Raw genomic sequence first — 17636 nt, 5'->3', positions numbered from 1 at the left:
TCCTTGTAAAGCAGTCGGCTAATCCCACGAACGAACATCTTTGTCCTCCTTTGTCTCCGACCGCCATTTCCTCGCTTGAAAAGCTTGAGTCCCCTCCTTACACTTGAGCGTGGTGGGAAAAAGTGGATTTTTGTGGAACAAAGTAGATCGTAAGGACTCACAATGCTGCGTGGTGCTCACGCCATCAGCCTGGATACCAAGGGCCGGTTGGCTATACCGACACGATTCCGGGACTCGTTGCGCGATGAGTGCGAGGGGCTGCTGGTATGCACCATCGATATCAGCAATCCCTGCCTGCTGCTTTATCCCCTGGTCGAATGGGAACAGATAGAAAAAAAACTGCGTGTCCTGTCGAGCACCAACTTGCAGGAGCGGCGCTTGCAGCGCTTGCTGCTGGGCCATGCCGCCGAATGCGAACTGGATGGCCAGGGACGTTTCCTGGTACCGGGCCCGCTTCGGCAGCACGCAGGACTAGAAAAAAAAATCATGCTGGTGGGGCAGCTCAACCGCTTCGAAATCTGGGACGAAACCCGCTGGCAACAACAAATTAGCGATGATCTGCAGGCCCTTCCGGGAGAAGGCTGGGAATCATCGGAACGACTGCGGGACTTCGCGTTATAACATGAGTCAACAACAGGCACATATCACCGTATTGCTGGACGAGGCCGTGGCCGGCTTGAATATCAAGCCGGACGGCATCTATGTCGACGGTACCTTCGGCCGGGGGGGGCATTCCCGTCACATACTGGCCCAACTCGGCCCCAATGGCCGCCTGCTGGCCATCGACCGGGATCCCCAGGCCATTGCCGAGGCCCGGAACATAGCGGACCCCCGTTTCACGATATTGCATGGGCCCTTTTCCCGCCTGGCCCAGATGGTGGAAGCGGAAGGACTGACGGGACGCATCGATGGCGTCCTGCTCGATCTGGGTGTGTCCTCCCCCCAGCTCGACCAGGCCGAGCGTGGCTTCAGCTTCCAGAAGGACGGCCCGCTCGACATGCGCATGGATCCTACCTGCGGTCAAAGCGCCGCCGACTGGCTGGCCCATGCGGATGAAGCGGATATCGCCTGGGTGCTGAAAACCTTTGGCGAGGAGAAATTCGCCCGCAAGATAGCCCGCGCCATCGTCCATGACCGGCAGCAGACCCCCTTCACCCGTACCCGCCAGCTGGCGGAGATGATCGCCCGGGTCAGCCCCAGCCGGGAGAAGAACAAACACGCGGCCACCCGCAGCTTCCAGGCGATCCGCATCTATATCAACAGCGAGCTGGAAGAGATCGAGCAGGCCCTCAACGGCGCCCTGAGGGTGCTGGCGCCCGGGGGCCGGCTGTCGGTGATCAGCTTCCACTCCCTGGAAGATCGCCTGGTCAAACATTTTATCCGTAAGCAGGAGAAGGGACCCGAGGTGCCGCCCGGGCTGCCCCTGACCGAGGCGCAGCTGGCCGGAGGCCGGCTGCTGAAGAGCATCGGCAAGGCGCTGAAGCCCTCGGCGAAGGAAGTGGAGGCCAACCCGCGGGCGCGCAGTTCTGTGCTGCGGGTAGCGGAGCGGCTGGAGACACCGGCGTGATCGAGGGACGCATCAACCTGGCGAGGGAAATCGGTCAGGATCTGTTGCGGCACAAGTGGCAACTGCTGCTGGCGGTGCTCACCCTGGTATCGGCACTGGCGGTGATAGTGATTACCCACGGCACTCGCCAACTGACCGGTGAGTACAACGAACTGATGGCGGAGCAGGATCGGCTGGACATCGAGTGGCGGCACCTGCTGCTGGAACAGAATACCCTGATGGAACACAGTCGGGTCGAGGTCCTGGCCCGGGACAAGCTGCAGATGCACCGGCCGGCACCGGCCCAGGAAAAACTGGTGACGCAACGATGAAAAGGCGCAACGCGACCAAGAAAGAACCCATGCTGCTCGGTTGGCGCTTCCTGACCGTCTGTGGCGTCATCCTGTTTGCCTTCGTGGCACTGTTCGCCCGGGCCGCCTGGATCCAGGTGGTTTCTCCTGATCGGCTGCGGATGGAAGGCGATCTGCGTTCGCTGCGCACCGCGGTCAGCAGCACGACCCGTGGCATGATCATGGATCGCAATGGCGAGGAACTGGCGGTGTCGGTGCCGGTGCAGGCGGTGTGGGCCGACCCCAAGCAGATCCATGAAGAGCAGAGCCTGCGCAAGGAGCAGGCCTGGCAGGCCCTGGCCGAGGTGCTGGGGGTTCCCCGCGAAACCCTGCGGGCCCGGGTGCAGGATCCCAAGCGGCGCTTCGTCTACCTGCAGCGCCAGGTGACACCGGCAGTGGCCGAATACATACGCCGTCTCCGTCTGCCGGGGGTACACCTGCGGCCGGAAGAGCGCCGCTTCTACCCCACCGGCGAGATCAACGCCCATCTGGTGGGCATGACCAACATCGACGGCAGCGGCATCGAGGGCATCGAGCGGGCTTTCAACGAATGGCTCACCGCCCAGCCCGGCGAACGCCGGGTGCGCAAGGACAGGACCGGCCGGGTGGTGGAAGATCTGGGTGTGGTCTCGGAAGGCCGCGAAGCCAACCATATCCAGTTGACCATCGACCAGCGCGTCCAGGCCCTGGCCTACCGTTCACTCAAACGCGCCTCGGAATTCCACCGGGCGACCTCTGCGTCCCTGGTGATGCTGGACGTCAAAACCGGCGAAGTGCTGGCCATGGTCAACACGCCTTCCTTCAACCCCAACAACCGGGGCCAGTACCAGAGCTTCCGTGCCCGCAACCGCGCGGTGACCGACACCTACGAACCGGGTTCCACCTTGAAGCCGCTGATCGTGGTGAGCGCCCTGGAAAACGGTATCATCCGGGCGGACTCCATCATCGACACCAACCCGGGCTGGGTGCGGCTGGGCGGCAAGCGGGTGTCTGACACCCGCAACCTGGGCGCCATCAGCGTGGAAACCGTGCTGCAACGCTCCTCCAACATGGGCATGGTGCGCATGGCATTGCAGGAAACGCCCGAACAGTTGCTCGACACCCTCTACCGTTTCGGTCTGGGCATCGACTCCGGCATGGGGCTGGTGGGCGAGAGCACCGGCATGGTACCCCAGCGCCGGCGCTGGTCCGATATCGAGAAGGCGACCCTGTCGTTCGGTTACGGCGTGACCGTCACGCCGCTGCAGCTGGCACAGGCCTATGCGGTGCTGGCCAATGGCGGGGTGCGCTATCCCTTGACCATCGTCAAGCGCAGCCAGCCGCCGGTGGGCGAGCAGGTGATACCGCGCCAGCATGCGGACGATGTGCTGAAGATGATGGAAAGCGTCATAGGCCCGGGCGGAACCGCCCGCCAGGCCGCCATCCCCGGCTACCGGGTTGCGGGCAAGACCGGCACCTCGCGCAAGGCCATCGCCGGCGGCTACGGCAGCGACTATGTGGGGGTCTTCGCCGGCATGGCGCCGGTCAGCAATCCCCGCCTGGCGATGGTGGTGGTGATCAACGAGCCCCAGGGCGATCAGTATTACGGTGGCCAGGTGGCCGCGCCGGTGTTTGCGGAGGTGATGAGTGGCGCCCTGCAGTTGTTGAATATCCGCCCGGACGCGGCGACCGAAGAACAGTTCCAGCTGGCAGGACAGGAGGCGAAGCGTGGCCCTCACACTTAGAGATCTGGCGGTACCCCTGGGGCTGTCGGCCCCGGCCATCCCCATCGGCGCCATTACCCTGGACAGTCGGGCGGTGACGCCCGGCTGCCTCTTTATCGCGGTCAAGGGGCACCGGCTGGACGGCCGTCGTTTCATCGCCCAGGCCTTGGAGCAGGGGGCGGCGGCGGTGCTGTTCGAAGTGGACCACCCTGAGCAGGCCGGCCTCAATCACCAGGATCATCGTCTGCTCGGCGTCTACCAACTGCCCCGCCAGCTGTCGCTGCTGGCGGGGGTGTTCTACGGGGAGCCCTCCCACGCGCTGCAACTGGTGGGGGTGACCGGTACCAACGGCAAGAGCACCGTCACTCAGCTCATCGCCAACTGGAGTTGCCTGTTGGGCACCCAGTCCGGGGTCATGGGGACCCTGGGCAACGGTCTCTATGGCCAGTTGCAGCAGGCGGTCAATACCACCGGCTCGGCGCTGGAGGTCCAGTCCCAGTTGGCCGAGCAACTGGCGGCCGGCGCCAAACGGGTGGCAATGGAAGTGTCTTCCCACGGTTTGCACCAGCACCGGGTGGCTGCGCTGGATTTTGACGTGGCGGTGTTCACCAACCTGAGCCGGGATCACCTGGATTATCACGGCACCATGGCCGAATACGGCGAGGCCAAGCGCCAGCTGTTCGAGCTCTGTCGCAAGGCCCGGGTGATCAACGCCGACGATGTGGTGGGGCGGCGCTGGTTGCGTTTGTACCCGGACGCCATCGCCTACAGCCTGCACGGCCGGCTGGCGGATTTCAACGGACGCCAGCTGGTGGCGGAGACGGTGCATTTTTGTGGTGGCGGCCTGAAAGTGACCATTAACTCCGACTGGGGGAATGGTGTATTATCCGCCCCCCTGATGGGACGTTTCAACGTGGCCAACCTGCTGGCGGCCATGGCGAGTCTGTTGGCTCTGGGTGAATCCCTTGAAGATCTGCTGGCCACGGCCCCCCGATTGTCCGGGGTGGCCGGACGGATGGAGCCCTTTTCCGCCCCCGGCAAGCCGCTGGTGGTGGTGGATTACGCCCATACGCCCGATGCCCTGGAGCAGGTGCTGCAGGCGCTGCGCCAGCATTGCCGGGGCCGGCTCTGGTGCCTGGTAGGGTGCGGTGGCGACCGGGACAAGGGCAAGCGGCCGCTGATGGCGGCCGCGGCGGAAGCCGGCGCCGATGTGCTCATCCTGACCGACGACAATCCCCGCACCGAGGCGCCCGAGGCCATCGTCGGGGAGATGCGGCGGGGATTGCTGGAGCCGGAGGCGGCCCTGGTTATCCACCAGCGGGCCGAGGCCATCCGCCATGCCATTGAACAGGCGGGCGTGGACGATATTGTTTTGGTAGCAGGCAAGGGCCATGAGGATTATCAGATAGTGGGTACTCACAAGATGCATTACAGCGATCGGGAAACCGTGGCCGCCCTGTTGGAGGCGGTCGCGTGATCCCGCTCAGCCTCGGTCAGTTGGCCCTGGCGTCCGGCGGCGAGCTGCGCGGCGCCGACGGCACCATACTGGCGGTCACCACCGACAGTCGGCAGCCCATGGCGGCCGGTTGCCTGTTCGTGGCCCTGGCCGGTGAGCGTTTCGACGGCCACGACTTCGCCGCCCAGGCGGCGGAGCAGGGGGCGGCTGCCCTGTTGGTGGAGCGCTGGCTGGAGCTGGACCTGCCCCAGATCAAGGTGGCCGATGCCCGGCTGGCACTGGGCGTGCTGGGCGGCCTGGTTCGCGATCAGAGCCAGGCCCGCGTGCTGGCCATCACCGGCAGCTGCGGCAAGACCACGGTCAAGGAGATGGCGGCCGCCATACTGCGCCAGAAAGGCAAGGTGCTGGCTACCCGGGGCAACCTCAACAATGAGATCGGGGTGCCCCTGACCCTGTGCGAACTGATGCTGGATACCGAATACGCGGTGGTGGAGCTGGGCGCCAACCATATCGGCGAGATCGCCTGGACCAGCTCCCTGACCCGCCCCCATGTGGCGCTGATCAACAATGTGGAAGCCTCCCACCTGGAAGGGTTCGGCTCCCTCGAGGGCATCGCCCGGGCCAAGGGCGAGATCTACGACGGCCTGGAGCCTGGCGGCGTGGCCATCGCCAACGGCGACAGCCCCTTCTGTGCCCTGTGGAAGGAAAAGCACCCCCTGGTGTATTTCGGCGAACACCGGGAGTACGAAGCGCGCCAGATCGGCCTGGACAAGGCGGGCTGCGCCCACTTTCGCCTGCTGACCCCCAAGGGAGAGGTGGCGGTGCAGTTGCCGGTGCCCGGCCGGCACAACGTGGCCAACGCCCTGGCGGCGGCCGCTGCCACCGAGGCATTGGGCGCGACCCTGGAGGAGATCGCCGCCGGCCTGGGCCGGTTTGGCGCGGCCAAGGGCCGGCTGCAGCTGTGGACCCGGGGTGGTCTCACCCTGCTCGACGATACCTACAACGCCAGTGTCGCCTCCGTGCTGGCGGGGCTGGACACCCTGGCCAGCCTGCCCGGCTACCGGATTTTCGTATTCGGCGACATGGCGGAACTGGGGGACTACAGCAAGGAGATGCACATCAGGGTGGGCGAGCATGCCCGCAAGCTTGGCATCGATCTGGTGCTGACCGTGGGCCGGGACAGCAAGGATACGGCGGCGGCGGCCCATGGCCGGCATTTCGAGAACAAGCAGCAGCTGTGGCCGGAACTGGCCGCGGCGCTGGCACAACACAACAAGGTGGTGGTTTTGGTCAAAGGTGCGCGCAGCGCCCGGATGGAAGAGGTGGTCCGGGCCATTCAGGAGGGGAAGGCATGCTAGTCTGGCTGGCGGAATGGCTGACCCCCCATTTCAGCTTTTTCAACGTCTTCTCCTATCTCACCTTCAGGGCGGTGATCTCCATCCTGACCGGCCTGTTCGTATCCCTGTGGATAGGACCGCGCCTGATCCGCCGGTTGCAGATGCTGCAGATAGGCCAGGTGGTGCGCAACGATGGCCCCGAGTCCCACTTCAGCAAGGCCGGCACTCCCACCATGGGCGGGCTGATGATCCTTATCGCCATCTTCGTGTCGGTGTTGCTGTGGGCGCGTCTGTCCAATCCCTATGTGTGGGTGGTGCTGTTCGTGCTGGGCGCCTTCGGCGCCATCGGCTTCGTCGACGACTACCGCAAGGTGGTGCGCAAGAACACCGACGGCCTGATCGCCCGCTGGAAGTATTTCTGGCAGTCGGCGGCGGCGTTGGCGGCGGCCGTCTTCGTCTACTGGATCGCCCGGGATCCGGCCCAGACCCAGCTGGTGGTGCCTTTCTTCAAGGACGTCATGCCTCAGCTCGGCCTGCTGTTCATCGTGCTCAGCTACTTTGTTATCGTCGGCTCCAGCAACGCGGTCAACCTGACCGACGGCCTGGACGGCCTGGCCATCATGCCTACCGTCATGGTGGCGGCCGGCTTCGCCCTGGTGGCCTGGGCCACCGGCAACGTCAACTTCGCCGCCTACCTGCACATCCCCTATGTGGCCCACGCCGGCGAACTGACGGTGGTCTGTACCGCCATGGTGGGGGCGGGACTCGGTTTTCTCTGGTTCAACACCTTTCCGGCCCAGGTGTTCATGGGCGACGTGGGCTCCCTGGCCCTGGGTGCGGCCCTGGGTGCCATTGCCGTGCTGGTGCGCCAGGAGTTTCTGCTGGTGGTCATGGGCGGCATCTTCGTGATCGAGACCCTGTCGGTGATCCTGCAGGTCGGGTCCTACAAGCTGCGCGGCCAGCGGATTTTCCGCATGGCACCCATTCACCACCATTACGAGCTGAAAGGCTGGCCCGAGCCCAGGGTAATAGTCCGCTTCTGGATCATCACCCTGATGCTGGTGCTGATCGGCCTGGCCACCCTCAAGGTGAGATAAATGATGCTGCCGGAACGCATAGTGATCATCGGGTTGGGGCAGACGGGACTTTCCTGTGTGCGCTATTGCCTGGATCGGGGGCGTCGTCCCCTGGTGATGGACACCCGCGCCCGGCCGCCGGGGGAGGAGCAACTGCCCCCGGGCATCGACTGCCATTTCGGTGGGCTCGACAGCGACAGCCTGCTGGCGGCGGACTTGATCATCATCAGCCCGGGCGTGCCTCTGGCCACGCCCGCAGTACGCCAGGCCCAGGCTGCGGGAGTGGAGATAGTGGGTGACGTGGAGCTGTTCCTGCGGGAATGCCGGGCCCCCGTCGTCGCCATCACCGGCTCCAACGGCAAGAGCACCGTCACCACTCTGGTGGGCGAGATGGCCGTCGAGGCCGGGCTGGCGGTGGGGGTGGGCGGCAATATCGGCACCCCGGCGCTGGATCTGCTGGCACAGCCGCTGGAGCTGGCGGTGCTGGAGCTGTCCAGCTTCCAGCTGGAAACCACTCCCGGACTCGGGGCGCTGGCCGCCACCGTGCTCAATATCAGCGAGGATCACCTGGATCGCTACGACTCCCTGGCCCATTACCGGGATACCAAGCTCGGTATCTACCGGGGCGCCGGCCTGTGCGTCTACAACCGGGAGGATGACCAGACCCGGCCGCCGGCCGGCCGCCCGGCGGTCAGTTTCGGACTGGATGAGCAGGAGTACGGCCGGCTCGAGCACCGGGGTGAACTCTGGCTGAGCCGTCACGGCGAACCGGTGCTGCCGGTGTCGGCGCTGCGCATCCTCGGGGCCCATAACCAGCTCAACGCCCTGGCGGCCATGGCCCTGGCGGACCGGGCCGGCATCCCGAACGAGGCCCAGGTCGCGGTACTGCACCGCTTCGGCGGCCTGCCCCATCGCTGCCAGTTCGTGGCAGAGAAGCGGGGGGTGCGCTGGCTCAACGATTCCAAGGCCACCAATGTCGGCGCCACCCTGGCGGCCCTCGCCGGCGTGGCCGAAGCGGTGCCCGGCCGGCTGTGGCTGATCGCCGGCGGCCAGGGCAAGGGCCAGGATTTCGGCCCGCTCAAGCCCCTGCTCGAGCAACGCCTCGCCGGCATGGCCTGTTTCGGCCAGGACAGGGCCGCGCTGCTGCGGCTGGCCGCCAACACCCATGAAGTGGCGAACCTGGAGCAGGCGGTGGCCTGGTGTGCCGAGCAGGCCGTCCCCGGCGACTGGGTGCTGTTCGCCCCGGCCTGCGCCAGTCTGGACATGTACCCCAATTACCTGGCCCGGGGCGATCACTTCGTGGCCCTGGTGGAGGCGCTATGAAGCTGCTGCCTTCCTTCGGCACCGACTGGCTGCTGCGGCCCTCCCAGGGACTCATCTACGATCGCCAGCTGGTGGTGCTGGCGCTGTCGCTGATGGCCATCGGCCTGGTGATGGTGTCCTCCGCCTCCATCGCCGAGGGCATTAACGTCGGCGATGATCCCTTCTATTTCGTCAAGCGCCACGGCGCCTTCCTGCTGATCTGCCTGATGCTCGCCAGCCTGGTGCTGCAGGTGCCCATGATGCGCTGGCAGCAGTTCAACGGCAGCTTCCTGATCCTGGCGCTGCTGCTGCTGGTGGCGGTATTGCTGGTGGGACGCAACGTCAACGGCAGTACCCGCTGGCTGGCCCTGGGCCCGATCAACGTGCAGCCGGCGGAGATCGCCAAGCTGGCCCTGTTCACCTTTCTGGCCGGCTACCTGGTGCGCAAGCAGGCGGAAGTGCGTGGTCAGTGGCGTGGCTTCCTCAAGCCGCTGGCGGTGATGGGCGCGATGTCGGTGTTGTTGCTGATGCAGCCGGATCTGGGCTCGGTGGTGGTACTGTTCGTGACCACCATCGGCATGCTGTTCCTCGCCGGCGCCCGGCTCAGCCAGTTTATCAGCCTGATCGTGCTGGGGGTCGGTCTGGTCGGCTTCCTGATCATCACTTCTCCCTACCGGATGCGGCGGGTGACGTCCTTCCTCAACCCCTGGGAAGATCCCTTCGGCAGCGGCTACCAGCTGACCCAGTCGCTGATGGCCTTTGGTCGCGGCGGCTGGTTCGGCGAGGGGCTCGGCAATTCCATCCAGAAGCTCGAATACCTGCCCGAAGCCCACACCGACTTCGTGTTCGCCATCCTCGGCGAGGAGCTGGGTTTCACCGGGGTACTGCTGGTGCTGCTGCTGCAGGCCTGGCTGGCGTTCAAGGCGCTGCACATCGGCCAGAAGGTCTTGATGGGCGGCCGCCAGTACGAAGGCTATCTGGCCATGGGCCTCGGCATCTGGTTCAGCTTCCAGACGGTGGTCAACGTGGGCGCAGCCTCGGGCCTGCTTCCCACCAAGGGCCTGACCCTGCCCCTGGTGAGCTACGGTGGCTCCAGCCTGCTGGTGATCGGCACGGCGGTGGCCATACTGGTGCGCATCGACTTCGAGTGGCGGCGGGACAATATGCAGGCCAGACAGCGGGAGGTGGCATGAGCGAGGCCAAGACACTGCTGGTGATGGCGGGCGGCACCGGTGGCCATGTATTCCCGGGGCTGGCGGTGGCCGATCGGCTCAGGGCCGAGGGCTGGAACATCCACTGGCTCGGTACCGCCGAGCGGATGGAGGCCCAACTGGTGCCCAGGCACGGTTATCCGCTGCATACCATCGACATCGCCGGGGTGCGCGGCAACGGTCTCAAGCGACTGCTGCTGGCGCCCTTCCAGATCCTGAAGGCGGTCTGGCAGGCGCGACGGGTGCTGCGCCAGGTCCGGCCGGCGGTGGTACTGGGCATGGGCGGGTTCGCCGCCGGCCCCGGCGGCGTGGCCGCCAGGCTGGCTGGTATTCCGCTGGTGCTGCACGAGCAGAATGCGGCCGCCGGCCTGACCAACCGCCTGCTGGCAAAGATTTCCCGGCGAGTACTGATGGCTTTTCCCGGCGCCTTTGCGGAAGGGGACGACACCGCCGTGGTCGGCAATCCGGTACGGCCGGAGGTGGTGGCCCTGCCGGCGCCGGCCGAGCGCATCGACACCTCGCCCCAGCCGCTGCGGCTGCTGGTGGTGGGAGGCAGCCTGGGCGCCAAGGTGTTGAACGATACCCTGCCCGAGGCGGTGGCCCTGGTCGGCAACGTTCGGGTGCGGCACCAGACCGGCCGCGGCAACGCCGAGGCGGTGCGCGCCGCCTATCAGGCACGCGGCATCGAGGCCGAGGTGAGCGACTTTATCGACGACATGGCCGCCGCCTACGGCGCGGCCGATCTGGTGGTGTGCCGGGCAGGGGCGCTGACGGTGTCGGAAATCGCCGCCGCCGGCCTGGGCGCCATCTTCGTGCCCCTGCCCCATGCGGTGGATGACCACCAGACCAAGAACGCCCGCTCCCTGGCGGACCAGGGCGCGGCCTTGCTGCTGCCCCAGTCCGAACTCAGCGCCGAGGGGCTGGCGGCGGAATTGACCCAACTGGCCGGCAACCGGGCACAGCTGCTGGCCATGGCCAGCCGGGCCCGGGCCCTGGCGATTACCGATGCGGCGGAGCGGGTGGCGGACTGCCTGCGCGCGCTGGCGAAATAAACGAGAGAGTGGCATGACCAAGGTTGAACTGGCAAAACTCAGAAGCATAGTGCCCGAGATGAGGCGGGTGCGGCGGATCCACTTTATCGGCATCGGCGGTGCCGGTATGGGCGGTATTGCCGAGGTATTGGCCAATGAGGGCTATGTCATTTCCGGCTCCGACATCGCCTACAACGCCGTGACCGACCGGCTGGCGGCGATGGGCGCCACCATCTACCTGGGGCACACCGCCGAGCAGGTGGAAGACGCCAGCGTGGTGGTGGTGTCCACCGCCATCAAGGCCGACAATCCCGAACTACTGGCGGCACGGGAGCTGCGCATCCCGGTGGTACGGCGGGCCGAGATGCTGGCCGAACTGATGCGTTTCCGCCACGGGGTGGCGGTGGCCGGCACCCACGGCAAGACCACCACCACCAGCCTGGTGGCCAGCATCTACGGCGAGGCGGGCATGGACCCCACCTTCGTCATCGGCGGCCTGCTCAACAGCGCCGGCTGCAACGCCCGCCTGGGTACCAGCCGCTACCTGATCGCCGAGGCGGACGAAAGCGACGCCTCCTTCCTGCACCTGCAACCCATGGTGTCCATCGTCACCAATATCGAAGCCGACCACATGGACACCTACGGCGGCGACTTCAGCAAGCTGGAAGGCACCTTCATCGACTTCCTGCACAACCTGCCCTTCTACGGCCTGGCGGTGCTCTGCATCGACGACAGCGTCATCCGCGACATGTTGCCGCGGGTGGCCCGCCAGTTCGTGACCTACGGCTTCGCCGAGGACGCCGACTACCGGGTGGAAGGCTTCAGCCAGCAGCAGGATCACAGCTCCTTCAGGGTGTGCCGTCCCGACGGCAGCTGCCTGGACGTGCAGCTCAACCTGCCGGGCCGCCACAACGCCCAGAACGCGGCGGCGGCCATCGCCGTGGCCTGCGAGGACGGCATCGGCGATGACGCCATACTGGCGGCCCTGAAGCAGTTCGAGGGGGTGGGGCGGCGCTTCCAGCAGTACGGCGAATTCGACTGCGGCCGCGGCATGGTCAAGCTGGTGGACGACTACGGCCATCACCCGAGTGAAGTGCGCGCCACCCAGAACGCGGTGCGCGCCGGCTGGCCCGAACGACGGCTGGTGACCATTTACCAACCCCACCGCTACAGCCGCACCCGGGATCTCTATGAAGATTTTGTCGAAGTGCTGTCGAAAAGCGATGTGCTGATCCTGCTGGAGGTGTACAGTGCCGGCGAGGCGCCTATTCCCGGGGCCGACAGCCGAGCCCTGTGCCGCACGATCCGCAGCCGTGGCCAACTGGAGCCCATCTACGTGGCCAGTCCCGACGAGGTGCCGGCCGTGCTGGCGGACATTCTGCAAGACGGCGACCTGGTGCTGACCCAGGGCGCCGGCAATGTGGGCGGCCTGGCGCGCCGGCTCGGCCAGCTGCAGTTATCCATAGCGGCGATGAAACAACAGGGAGAACAGGTATGAGTCAGTTCGGCAAAGTGGCGGTGTTGTACGGCGGACGCTCCGCCGAACGGGAAGTCTCCCTGCGTTCCGGCGCCGCCGTGCTGGCCGGTCTGGTACGGGCAGGGGTGGATGCCCACGGCATCGATACCCGCGACTACCCGCTGGCCCGGCTGAAGGACGAGGGCTTCGAACGTGCCTTTATCGTGGTGCACGGACGGGGCGGGGAAGACGGCACCCTGCAGGGGGCGCTGGAACATCTGGGCATCGCCTACACCGGCTCCCGGGTGCTGGGCGCTGCCTTGGGGATGGACAAGATCCGCACCAAGCAGGTGTGGCAGGCCATGGGATTGCCCACCGCCGAATTCCGGGTGGTGCACAAGCGCGACTTCAACCCCGGCGACGCGGCGGTGCTGCTGGCCCAGTTCCGCGGCCCGGTGTTCGTCAAACCGTCCCACGAGGGCTCCAGCATCGGCATGACCAAGGCCACCGACGCCGCCACCCTGGCGACCGCCGTCGAGGAGGCCTTCAAGTTTGACGACGAGGTGCTGATCGAGAGCTTTATCGAGGGCGACGAATACACCGTCAGCATCCTGGGCGAGCGTGCGCTGCCGGCGATCCGGCTGCGCACCCCCCACGATTTCTACGATTATTCGGCCAAGTACCAGTCCGGCGATACCGAATACCTCTGTCCCTGCGGCCTGAGTGAGGCGGATGAGCGGGAGCTGGGCGAGCTTTCCCTGGCGGCGTTTGCGGCGGTGGCCGCCAGCGGTTGGGGACGGGTCGACCTGATGCGGGATCACGCCGGCCACTGGTGGCTGCTGGAAGTGAATACGGTGCCGGGCATGACCGAAACCAGCCTGGTGCCCAAGGCGGCCAGGGTGGCCGGCCTGTCCTTCGACCAGTTGGTGGTCGAAGTGCTGGAGATGGCGTACTGAGATGGCCACGGTCGCGACCCGCACCCGGCTGGAGTTCATCGGCGGCCTGACCTTCTTCCTGACGGTGCTGGCGGCCCTGTTGTGGGCGGGCTGGCAACTGCTGATGTGGATGACGGCGGCCAACCAACTGCCGGTCAACCACCTGCTGATCCAGGGGGAGCACCGCTATCTGAGTCGGGAATCCGTGCGGGAATCGGTGTTGGAGTTGCCGGAAGTGGGCAACTTCTTCGCCCTCGAGGTGGACCGGGTGCAGCAGCAACTGCTGGCACTGCCCTGGATCTACCAGGTGTCGGTGCGCAAGCAGTGGCCCGATACCCTGAGGGTCTACATCGTGGAGCAGCCGGTGGCGGCCCTGTGGAACCAGGATGCCATGGTCAACACCCATGGCGAGATATTCAGGGCCGAGCACGGCACGCTCGATCTGGTGTCCCTGTCCGGGCCGGATGAAGAGGCCGGTCGGGTACTGAAAGAATACCGGCTCCTGCAGCGATTTCTGCAGCCGAGGGGATACGAGATCCACCGGGTCCATCTCACCCCCCGGCGCTCCTGGGAGCTGACCCTGTCCAACGGGGTGCGGCTGATCCTGGGGCGGGACGATATCGAGACCCGGTTGCAACGATTTATTGATGTCTACCCGGGCATCGTCGGGCGGGAGCGGGTGGCCTACCTAGACCTGCGCTACGATACCGGGCTGGCAGTGGGATGGAAGCAGGACGAAGAGACTGAGAATGACCAAGAGCGCGGAACGAAATCTGATCGTCGGGCTTGATATCGGCACGGCCAAGGTAACGGCCCTGGTGGGCGAAGTGCTGCCGGACGGCGACCTGAACATCATCGGCCTCGGCAGCCACTCTTCCAAGGGCATGGACAAGGGCGGCGTCAACGACCTGGAGTCGGTGGTCAAGTCGCTGAAGCGGGCGGTGGACGAGGCGGAGATGATGGCCGACTGCCAGATCACCTCCGTCTACCTGGGCCTGTCGGGCAAGCACATCGAGTGCCGCAACGAAACCGGCATGGTACCGATTTCCGATGAGGAGGTAACCCAGGAAGACGTGGACAACGTCATCCACACCGCCAAGTCGGTACGGCTGTCCGATGAGCACCGGGTGCTGCACGTGCTGCCCCAGGAGTTCTCCATCGACTTTCAGGAGGGGATCAAGAATCCCATCGGCCTGTCGGGAGTGCGCATGCACGCCAAGGTGCACCTGATCACCTGCCACAACGATATGGCGCGCAATATCGAAAAATGTGTGGAGCGGTTGGGCCTGCGAGTAGACCAGCTTATTTTCAGCGCCTTGGCATCCAGTTATGCGGTGCTGACCGACGACGAGAAAGAGCTGGGTGTATGCGTAGTCGATATCGGCGGTGGCACCATGGATTTGGCGGTGTTCACCGGCGGCGCCCTGCGTCATACCAAGGTGATCCCCTATGCGGGCAGCACCGTCACCAGCGATATCGCCTATGCCTTCGGCACGCCGCCGCTCGATGCGGAAGCGATCAAGGTACGGCACGGCTGCGCCTTCAGCCGCCTGGTGAGCAAGGAAGACACCATAGAGGTGCCCAGCGTGGGTGGCCGTCCGGCCCGCAGCCTGCAGCGCCAGACCCTGGCCGAGGTGATAGAGCCTCGCTACAGCGAGCTGCTCGGCATGATCAACCAGGAGCTGAGCAAGGTACAGAGTGAGCTGAAAAAGGCCGGGGTCAAGCACCAACTGGCCGCCGGTCTGGTGCTCACCGGCGGGGCGGCCCAAATCGAGGGACTGGTGGAGTGCGCCGAGCAGATTTTCCAGTGCCAGGTGCGCATCGGCCAGCCCGCCGGGGTCAAGGGATTGTCGGATTACGTTGAGACACCGGTGTACTCCACCGCCGTGGGGCTGTTGCACTACGGCCGGGAACACCAGTCCATGCCTCAACAGGACTACAACAATAAGGCCAGCGTGACCGGGCTGCTGAAACGGGTCGGCAACTGGCTGCGTGGCGAATTTTAATCTTGGCAGGAATCATCCAAGAGCAAAGCGGAGAGAGTCTTATGTTTGAACTGATGAATGATCACGAGCAGGAAGCCGTCATTAAGGTGGTGGGCGTCGGTGGCGGCGGCGGCAACGCCGTCGAGCACATGGTGCGCGAGAACCTGGAAGGGGTGGAGTTCCTGGCCATCAACACCGATGCCCAGGCGCTGCGCAACTCCAGCGCCGATACCACATTGCAGGTCGGCAGTGCCATTACCAAGGGCCTGGGCGCCGGCGCCAATCCGGAAGTGGGGCGGGATGCGGCGCTGGAAGACAAGGATGCCATCCGCGATCTGCTGGATGGTGCCGACATGGTGTTCATCGCCGCCGGCATGGGCGGCGGTACCGGTACCGGCGCCGCGCCCGTGGTGGCGGAAGTGGCCAAGGAGCTGGGCATCCTCACGGTGGCGGTGGTGACCAAGCCTTTCGCCTTCGAGGGCAAGAAGCGGATGAATTACGCCCAGCAGGGTATCAACGAGCTGGCCAAGCACGTCGATTCGCTGATCACCATCCCCAACGACAAGCTGCTCAAGGTACTGGGCCGCGGCATCTCCCTGCTGGACGCCTTCAAGGCCGCCAATAATGTGCTGCTGGGCGCGGTGCAGGGCATCGCCGAGCTGATCACCCGTCCGGGGCTCATCAACGTCGACTTCGCCGACGTGCGCACCGTGATGCGGGAGATGGGCACCGCCATGATGGGTACCGGCAGCGCCACCGGTGAAGACCGCGCCGAAGAAGCCGCCGAGAAGGCCATCTCCAGCCCCTTGCTGGAAGACGTGGATCTGGCCGGCGCCCGGGGCATACTGGTGAACATCACCGCCGGCCTCGACATGACCATCGAGGAGTTCGAAACCGTGGGCAACGCGGTCAAGGCCTTCGCCTCCGAAAACGCCACCGTGGTGGTGGGCACCGTCCTGGATCCGGAGATCACCGACGAACTGCGGGTGACCGTGGTGGCTACCGGTATCGGCGCCGAGCGCAAGCCGGACATCACCCTGGTGAAGTCCGGTAGCAGCCGGGACGACAACGGCATGCGCCGCATGGACAGCGTGCGGGAAGAGCAGGCCGGCAAGCTGGCGGTCAACGCCGACAACACCCAGGCCAAGACCGATCTGGACTACCTGGATATCCCGGCCTTCCTGCGCAAGCAGGCCGACTGAGAACAGCTCTCAATTGGCGTAGGCGGATTATTGTGCTAGCATGTCTGACCATTTGAATTTGGTTCGGACCGGGCCTTTTTGACTTGCGGGTACCCTTATGATTAGACAACGAACCCTGAAAAATACCGTGCGGGCCACCGGAATCGGCCTGCATTCCGGGCACAAGGTGCAGATGACCTTCGTACCTGCGCCGGCCAACACAGGTATAGTGTTTCGTCGTACCGATCTGGATCCCCAGGTGGAGATCCGGGCCGACGCCGCCCTGGTCAAGGACACCATGCTCTGCACCGCCCTGGTCAACGAGCAAGGCGTTCGGGTGTCGACCATAGAGCACCTGTCGGCGGCGCTGGCGGGGCTGGGCATCGATAACCTCTATATCGAGGTAGATGCCCCCGAGGTGCCGGTGATGGATGGCAGCTCCCACCCCTTCATCTATCTGCTGCAGTCCGGCGGCATTCGCGAGCTGAACGCGCTCAAGCGTTTCATCCGCATCAAGAAGCCGGTTCGGGTGGAAGATGGCGACAAGTGGGCGGAATTCCGGCCCTGGCACCGTGGCTTCAAGATGGATCTGACCATCGACTTCAAGCACCCGGTGTTCGAAGGCCAGAGCCAGCACCTGGTGCTGGATTTTTCCGGCGCGGCCTTCGTCAAGGAGCTGAGCCGGGCCCGGACCTTCGGTTTCATGCGCGACATCGAGTACCTGCATTCCCAGAACCTGGCCCTGGGCGGCAGCCTGGAGAACGCCGTGGTGCTGGACGACTATAAGGTGCTGAACGAAGATGGCCTGCGTTACCCCAACGAGTTCGTCAAGCACAAGATGCTGGACGCCATCGGCGACCTCTACATGTGCAACCACAGCATTCTGGGCGAGTTCCGCGCCTACAAGACCGGCCATGCCCTGAACAACAGTCTGCTGCGGGCCTTGCTGGCCAACGCCGAGGCCTGGGAAATCGTGACCTTTGGCGAGCAGGGAGCCGAATCGCCGATCCGTTACTACGACAGCGCCTTCAGCCCCGCCTGACCTGCCCCGACACGCCGGCATCTCT

At 65.3% G+C, this 17636-nt stretch carries 16 protein-coding genes; all 16 read left to right on the top strand.

The genetic code is table 11. The annotated features are described in order from the left end of the window. Positions 1 to 162: 162 nt before the first annotated feature. The 16 genes from mraZ (at position 163) to lpxC (ending at position 17611) form a co-directional block, all read left to right on the top strand. On the top strand, positions 163 to 621 hold the full coding sequence (mraZ, locus tag ACT7DK_RS17305; protein WP_445401342.1) for a division/cell wall cluster transcriptional repressor MraZ: 459 nt from the start codon (positions 163 to 165) through the stop codon (positions 619 to 621). Between the two features lies 1 nt (position 622). Continuing rightward, the gene (gene rsmH, locus ACT7DK_RS17300) at positions 623 to 1567 is read left to right on the top strand and encodes a 16S rRNA (cytosine(1402)-N(4))-methyltransferase RsmH (RefSeq protein WP_445401340.1); all 945 of its coding nucleotides are present in this window, start codon (positions 623 to 625) and stop codon (positions 1565 to 1567) included. Next, positions 1564 to 1878 carry a cell division protein FtsL gene (ftsL, locus tag ACT7DK_RS17295; protein WP_445401338.1) on the top strand — a complete coding sequence of 105 codons (315 nt, stop codon included), beginning with the start codon at positions 1564 to 1566 and terminating at the stop codon, positions 1876 to 1878. The genes rsmH and ftsL overlap by 4 nt, the downstream gene beginning before the upstream one ends. Next, positions 1875 to 3620: a penicillin-binding transpeptidase domain-containing protein gene (locus ACT7DK_RS17290; RefSeq protein WP_445401336.1), complete on the top strand. Its 1746-nt coding sequence runs from the start codon at positions 1875 to 1877 to the stop codon at positions 3618 to 3620. Before ftsL ends, ACT7DK_RS17290 begins: the two co-directional genes overlap by 4 nt. Next, positions 3604 to 5076 (top strand): UDP-N-acetylmuramoyl-L-alanyl-D-glutamate--2,6-diaminopimelate ligase, encoded by a 1473-nt coding sequence (gene murE, locus ACT7DK_RS17285; protein WP_445401334.1) that lies wholly within the window; start codon positions 3604 to 3606, stop codon positions 5074 to 5076. Before ACT7DK_RS17290 ends, murE begins: the two co-directional genes overlap by 17 nt. Further along, a complete protein-coding gene (locus ACT7DK_RS17280; protein ID WP_445401332.1) occupies positions 5073 to 6413 on the top strand; it encodes a UDP-N-acetylmuramoyl-tripeptide--D-alanyl-D-alanine ligase in 1341 nt (446 codons plus the stop codon). Before murE ends, ACT7DK_RS17280 begins: the two co-directional genes overlap by 4 nt. Continuing rightward, a complete protein-coding gene (gene mraY / locus ACT7DK_RS17275; RefSeq protein ID WP_445401330.1) occupies positions 6407 to 7489 on the top strand; it encodes a phospho-N-acetylmuramoyl-pentapeptide-transferase in 1083 nt (360 codons plus the stop codon). Before ACT7DK_RS17280 ends, mraY begins: the two co-directional genes overlap by 7 nt. A gap of 3 nt (positions 7490 to 7492) precedes the next feature. Then, on the top strand, positions 7493 to 8791 hold the full coding sequence (murD, locus tag ACT7DK_RS17270; RefSeq protein ID WP_445402392.1) for a UDP-N-acetylmuramoyl-L-alanine--D-glutamate ligase: 1299 nt from the start codon (positions 7493 to 7495) through the stop codon (positions 8789 to 8791). Beyond that, the gene (gene ftsW, locus ACT7DK_RS17265; RefSeq protein WP_445401328.1) at positions 8788 to 9963 is read left to right on the top strand and encodes a cell division protein FtsW; all 1176 of its coding nucleotides are present in this window, start codon (positions 8788 to 8790) and stop codon (positions 9961 to 9963) included. The genes murD and ftsW overlap by 4 nt, the downstream gene beginning before the upstream one ends. After that, a complete protein-coding gene (gene murG, locus ACT7DK_RS17260) occupies positions 9960 to 11033 on the top strand; it encodes an undecaprenyldiphospho-muramoylpentapeptide beta-N-acetylglucosaminyltransferase (protein WP_445401326.1) in 1074 nt (357 codons plus the stop codon). The genes ftsW and murG overlap by 4 nt, the downstream gene beginning before the upstream one ends. Before the next feature lie 13 nt (positions 11034 to 11046). Further along, entirely contained in the window at positions 11047 to 12510 is a 1464-nt protein-coding gene (gene murC, locus ACT7DK_RS17255) for a UDP-N-acetylmuramate--L-alanine ligase (protein ID WP_445401324.1), read from the top strand. After that, a complete protein-coding gene (locus ACT7DK_RS17250) occupies positions 12507 to 13424 on the top strand; it encodes a D-alanine--D-alanine ligase (RefSeq protein WP_445401322.1) in 918 nt (305 codons plus the stop codon). The genes murC and ACT7DK_RS17250 overlap by 4 nt, the downstream gene beginning before the upstream one ends. 1 nt (position 13425) lies before the next feature. Further along, the gene (locus tag ACT7DK_RS17245) at positions 13426 to 14193 is read left to right on the top strand and encodes a cell division protein FtsQ/DivIB (protein WP_445401320.1); all 768 of its coding nucleotides are present in this window, start codon (positions 13426 to 13428) and stop codon (positions 14191 to 14193) included. After that, positions 14153 to 15409, top strand: coding sequence for a cell division protein FtsA (gene ftsA / locus ACT7DK_RS17240; RefSeq protein WP_445401318.1), 1257 nt, complete (start codon positions 14153 to 14155; stop codon positions 15407 to 15409). The genes ACT7DK_RS17245 and ftsA overlap by 41 nt, the downstream gene beginning before the upstream one ends. A 41-nt stretch (positions 15410 to 15450) precedes the next feature. Beyond that, on the top strand, positions 15451 to 16590 hold the full coding sequence (ftsZ, locus tag ACT7DK_RS17235) for a cell division protein FtsZ (protein WP_445401316.1): 1140 nt from the start codon (positions 15451 to 15453) through the stop codon (positions 16588 to 16590). A gap of 97 nt (positions 16591 to 16687) precedes the next feature. Then, entirely contained in the window at positions 16688 to 17611 is a 924-nt protein-coding gene (gene lpxC, locus ACT7DK_RS17230; protein ID WP_445401314.1) for a UDP-3-O-acyl-N-acetylglucosamine deacetylase, read from the top strand. Positions 17612 to 17636 lie beyond the last annotated feature (25 nt).

The organism is Zobellella sp. An-6 (assembly GCF_052487945.1).
Note: the sequence above shows the minus strand (reverse complement) of the source record. Positions and strands in the feature narration are given on the sequence as shown.

Bases quoted from the DNA above. Each gene is read 5' to 3' on its own strand.
- mraZ (WP_445401342.1), top strand. From the start codon at position 163: ATGCTGCGTGGTGCTCACGCCATCAGCCTGGATACCAAGGGCCGGTTG.
- rsmH (WP_445401340.1), top strand. From the start codon at position 623: ATGAGTCAACAACAGGCACATATCACCGTATTGCTGGACGAGGCCGTG.
- ACT7DK_RS17290 (WP_445401336.1), top strand. From the start codon at position 1,875: ATGAAAAGGCGCAACGCGACCAAGAAAGAACCCATGCTGCTCGGTTGG.
- mraY (WP_445401330.1), top strand. From the start codon at position 6,407: ATGCTAGTCTGGCTGGCGGAATGGCTGACCCCCCATTTCAGCTTTTTC.
- murD (WP_445402392.1), top strand. From the start codon at position 7,493: ATGCTGCCGGAACGCATAGTGATCATCGGGTTGGGGCAGACGGGACTT.
- ftsW (WP_445401328.1), top strand. From the start codon at position 8,788: ATGAAGCTGCTGCCTTCCTTCGGCACCGACTGGCTGCTGCGGCCCTCC.
- murG (WP_445401326.1), top strand. From the start codon at position 9,960: ATGAGCGAGGCCAAGACACTGCTGGTGATGGCGGGCGGCACCGGTGGC.
- murC (WP_445401324.1), top strand. From the start codon at position 11,047: ATGACCAAGGTTGAACTGGCAAAACTCAGAAGCATAGTGCCCGAGATG.
- ACT7DK_RS17250 (WP_445401322.1), top strand. From the start codon at position 12,507: ATGAGTCAGTTCGGCAAAGTGGCGGTGTTGTACGGCGGACGCTCCGCC.
- ACT7DK_RS17245 (WP_445401320.1), top strand. From the start codon at position 13,426: ATGGCCACGGTCGCGACCCGCACCCGGCTGGAGTTCATCGGCGGCCTG.
- ftsA (WP_445401318.1), top strand. From the start codon at position 14,153: ATGACCAAGAGCGCGGAACGAAATCTGATCGTCGGGCTTGATATCGGC.
- ftsZ (WP_445401316.1), top strand. From the start codon at position 15,451: ATGTTTGAACTGATGAATGATCACGAGCAGGAAGCCGTCATTAAGGTG.
- lpxC (WP_445401314.1), top strand. From the start codon at position 16,688: ATGATTAGACAACGAACCCTGAAAAATACCGTGCGGGCCACCGGAATC.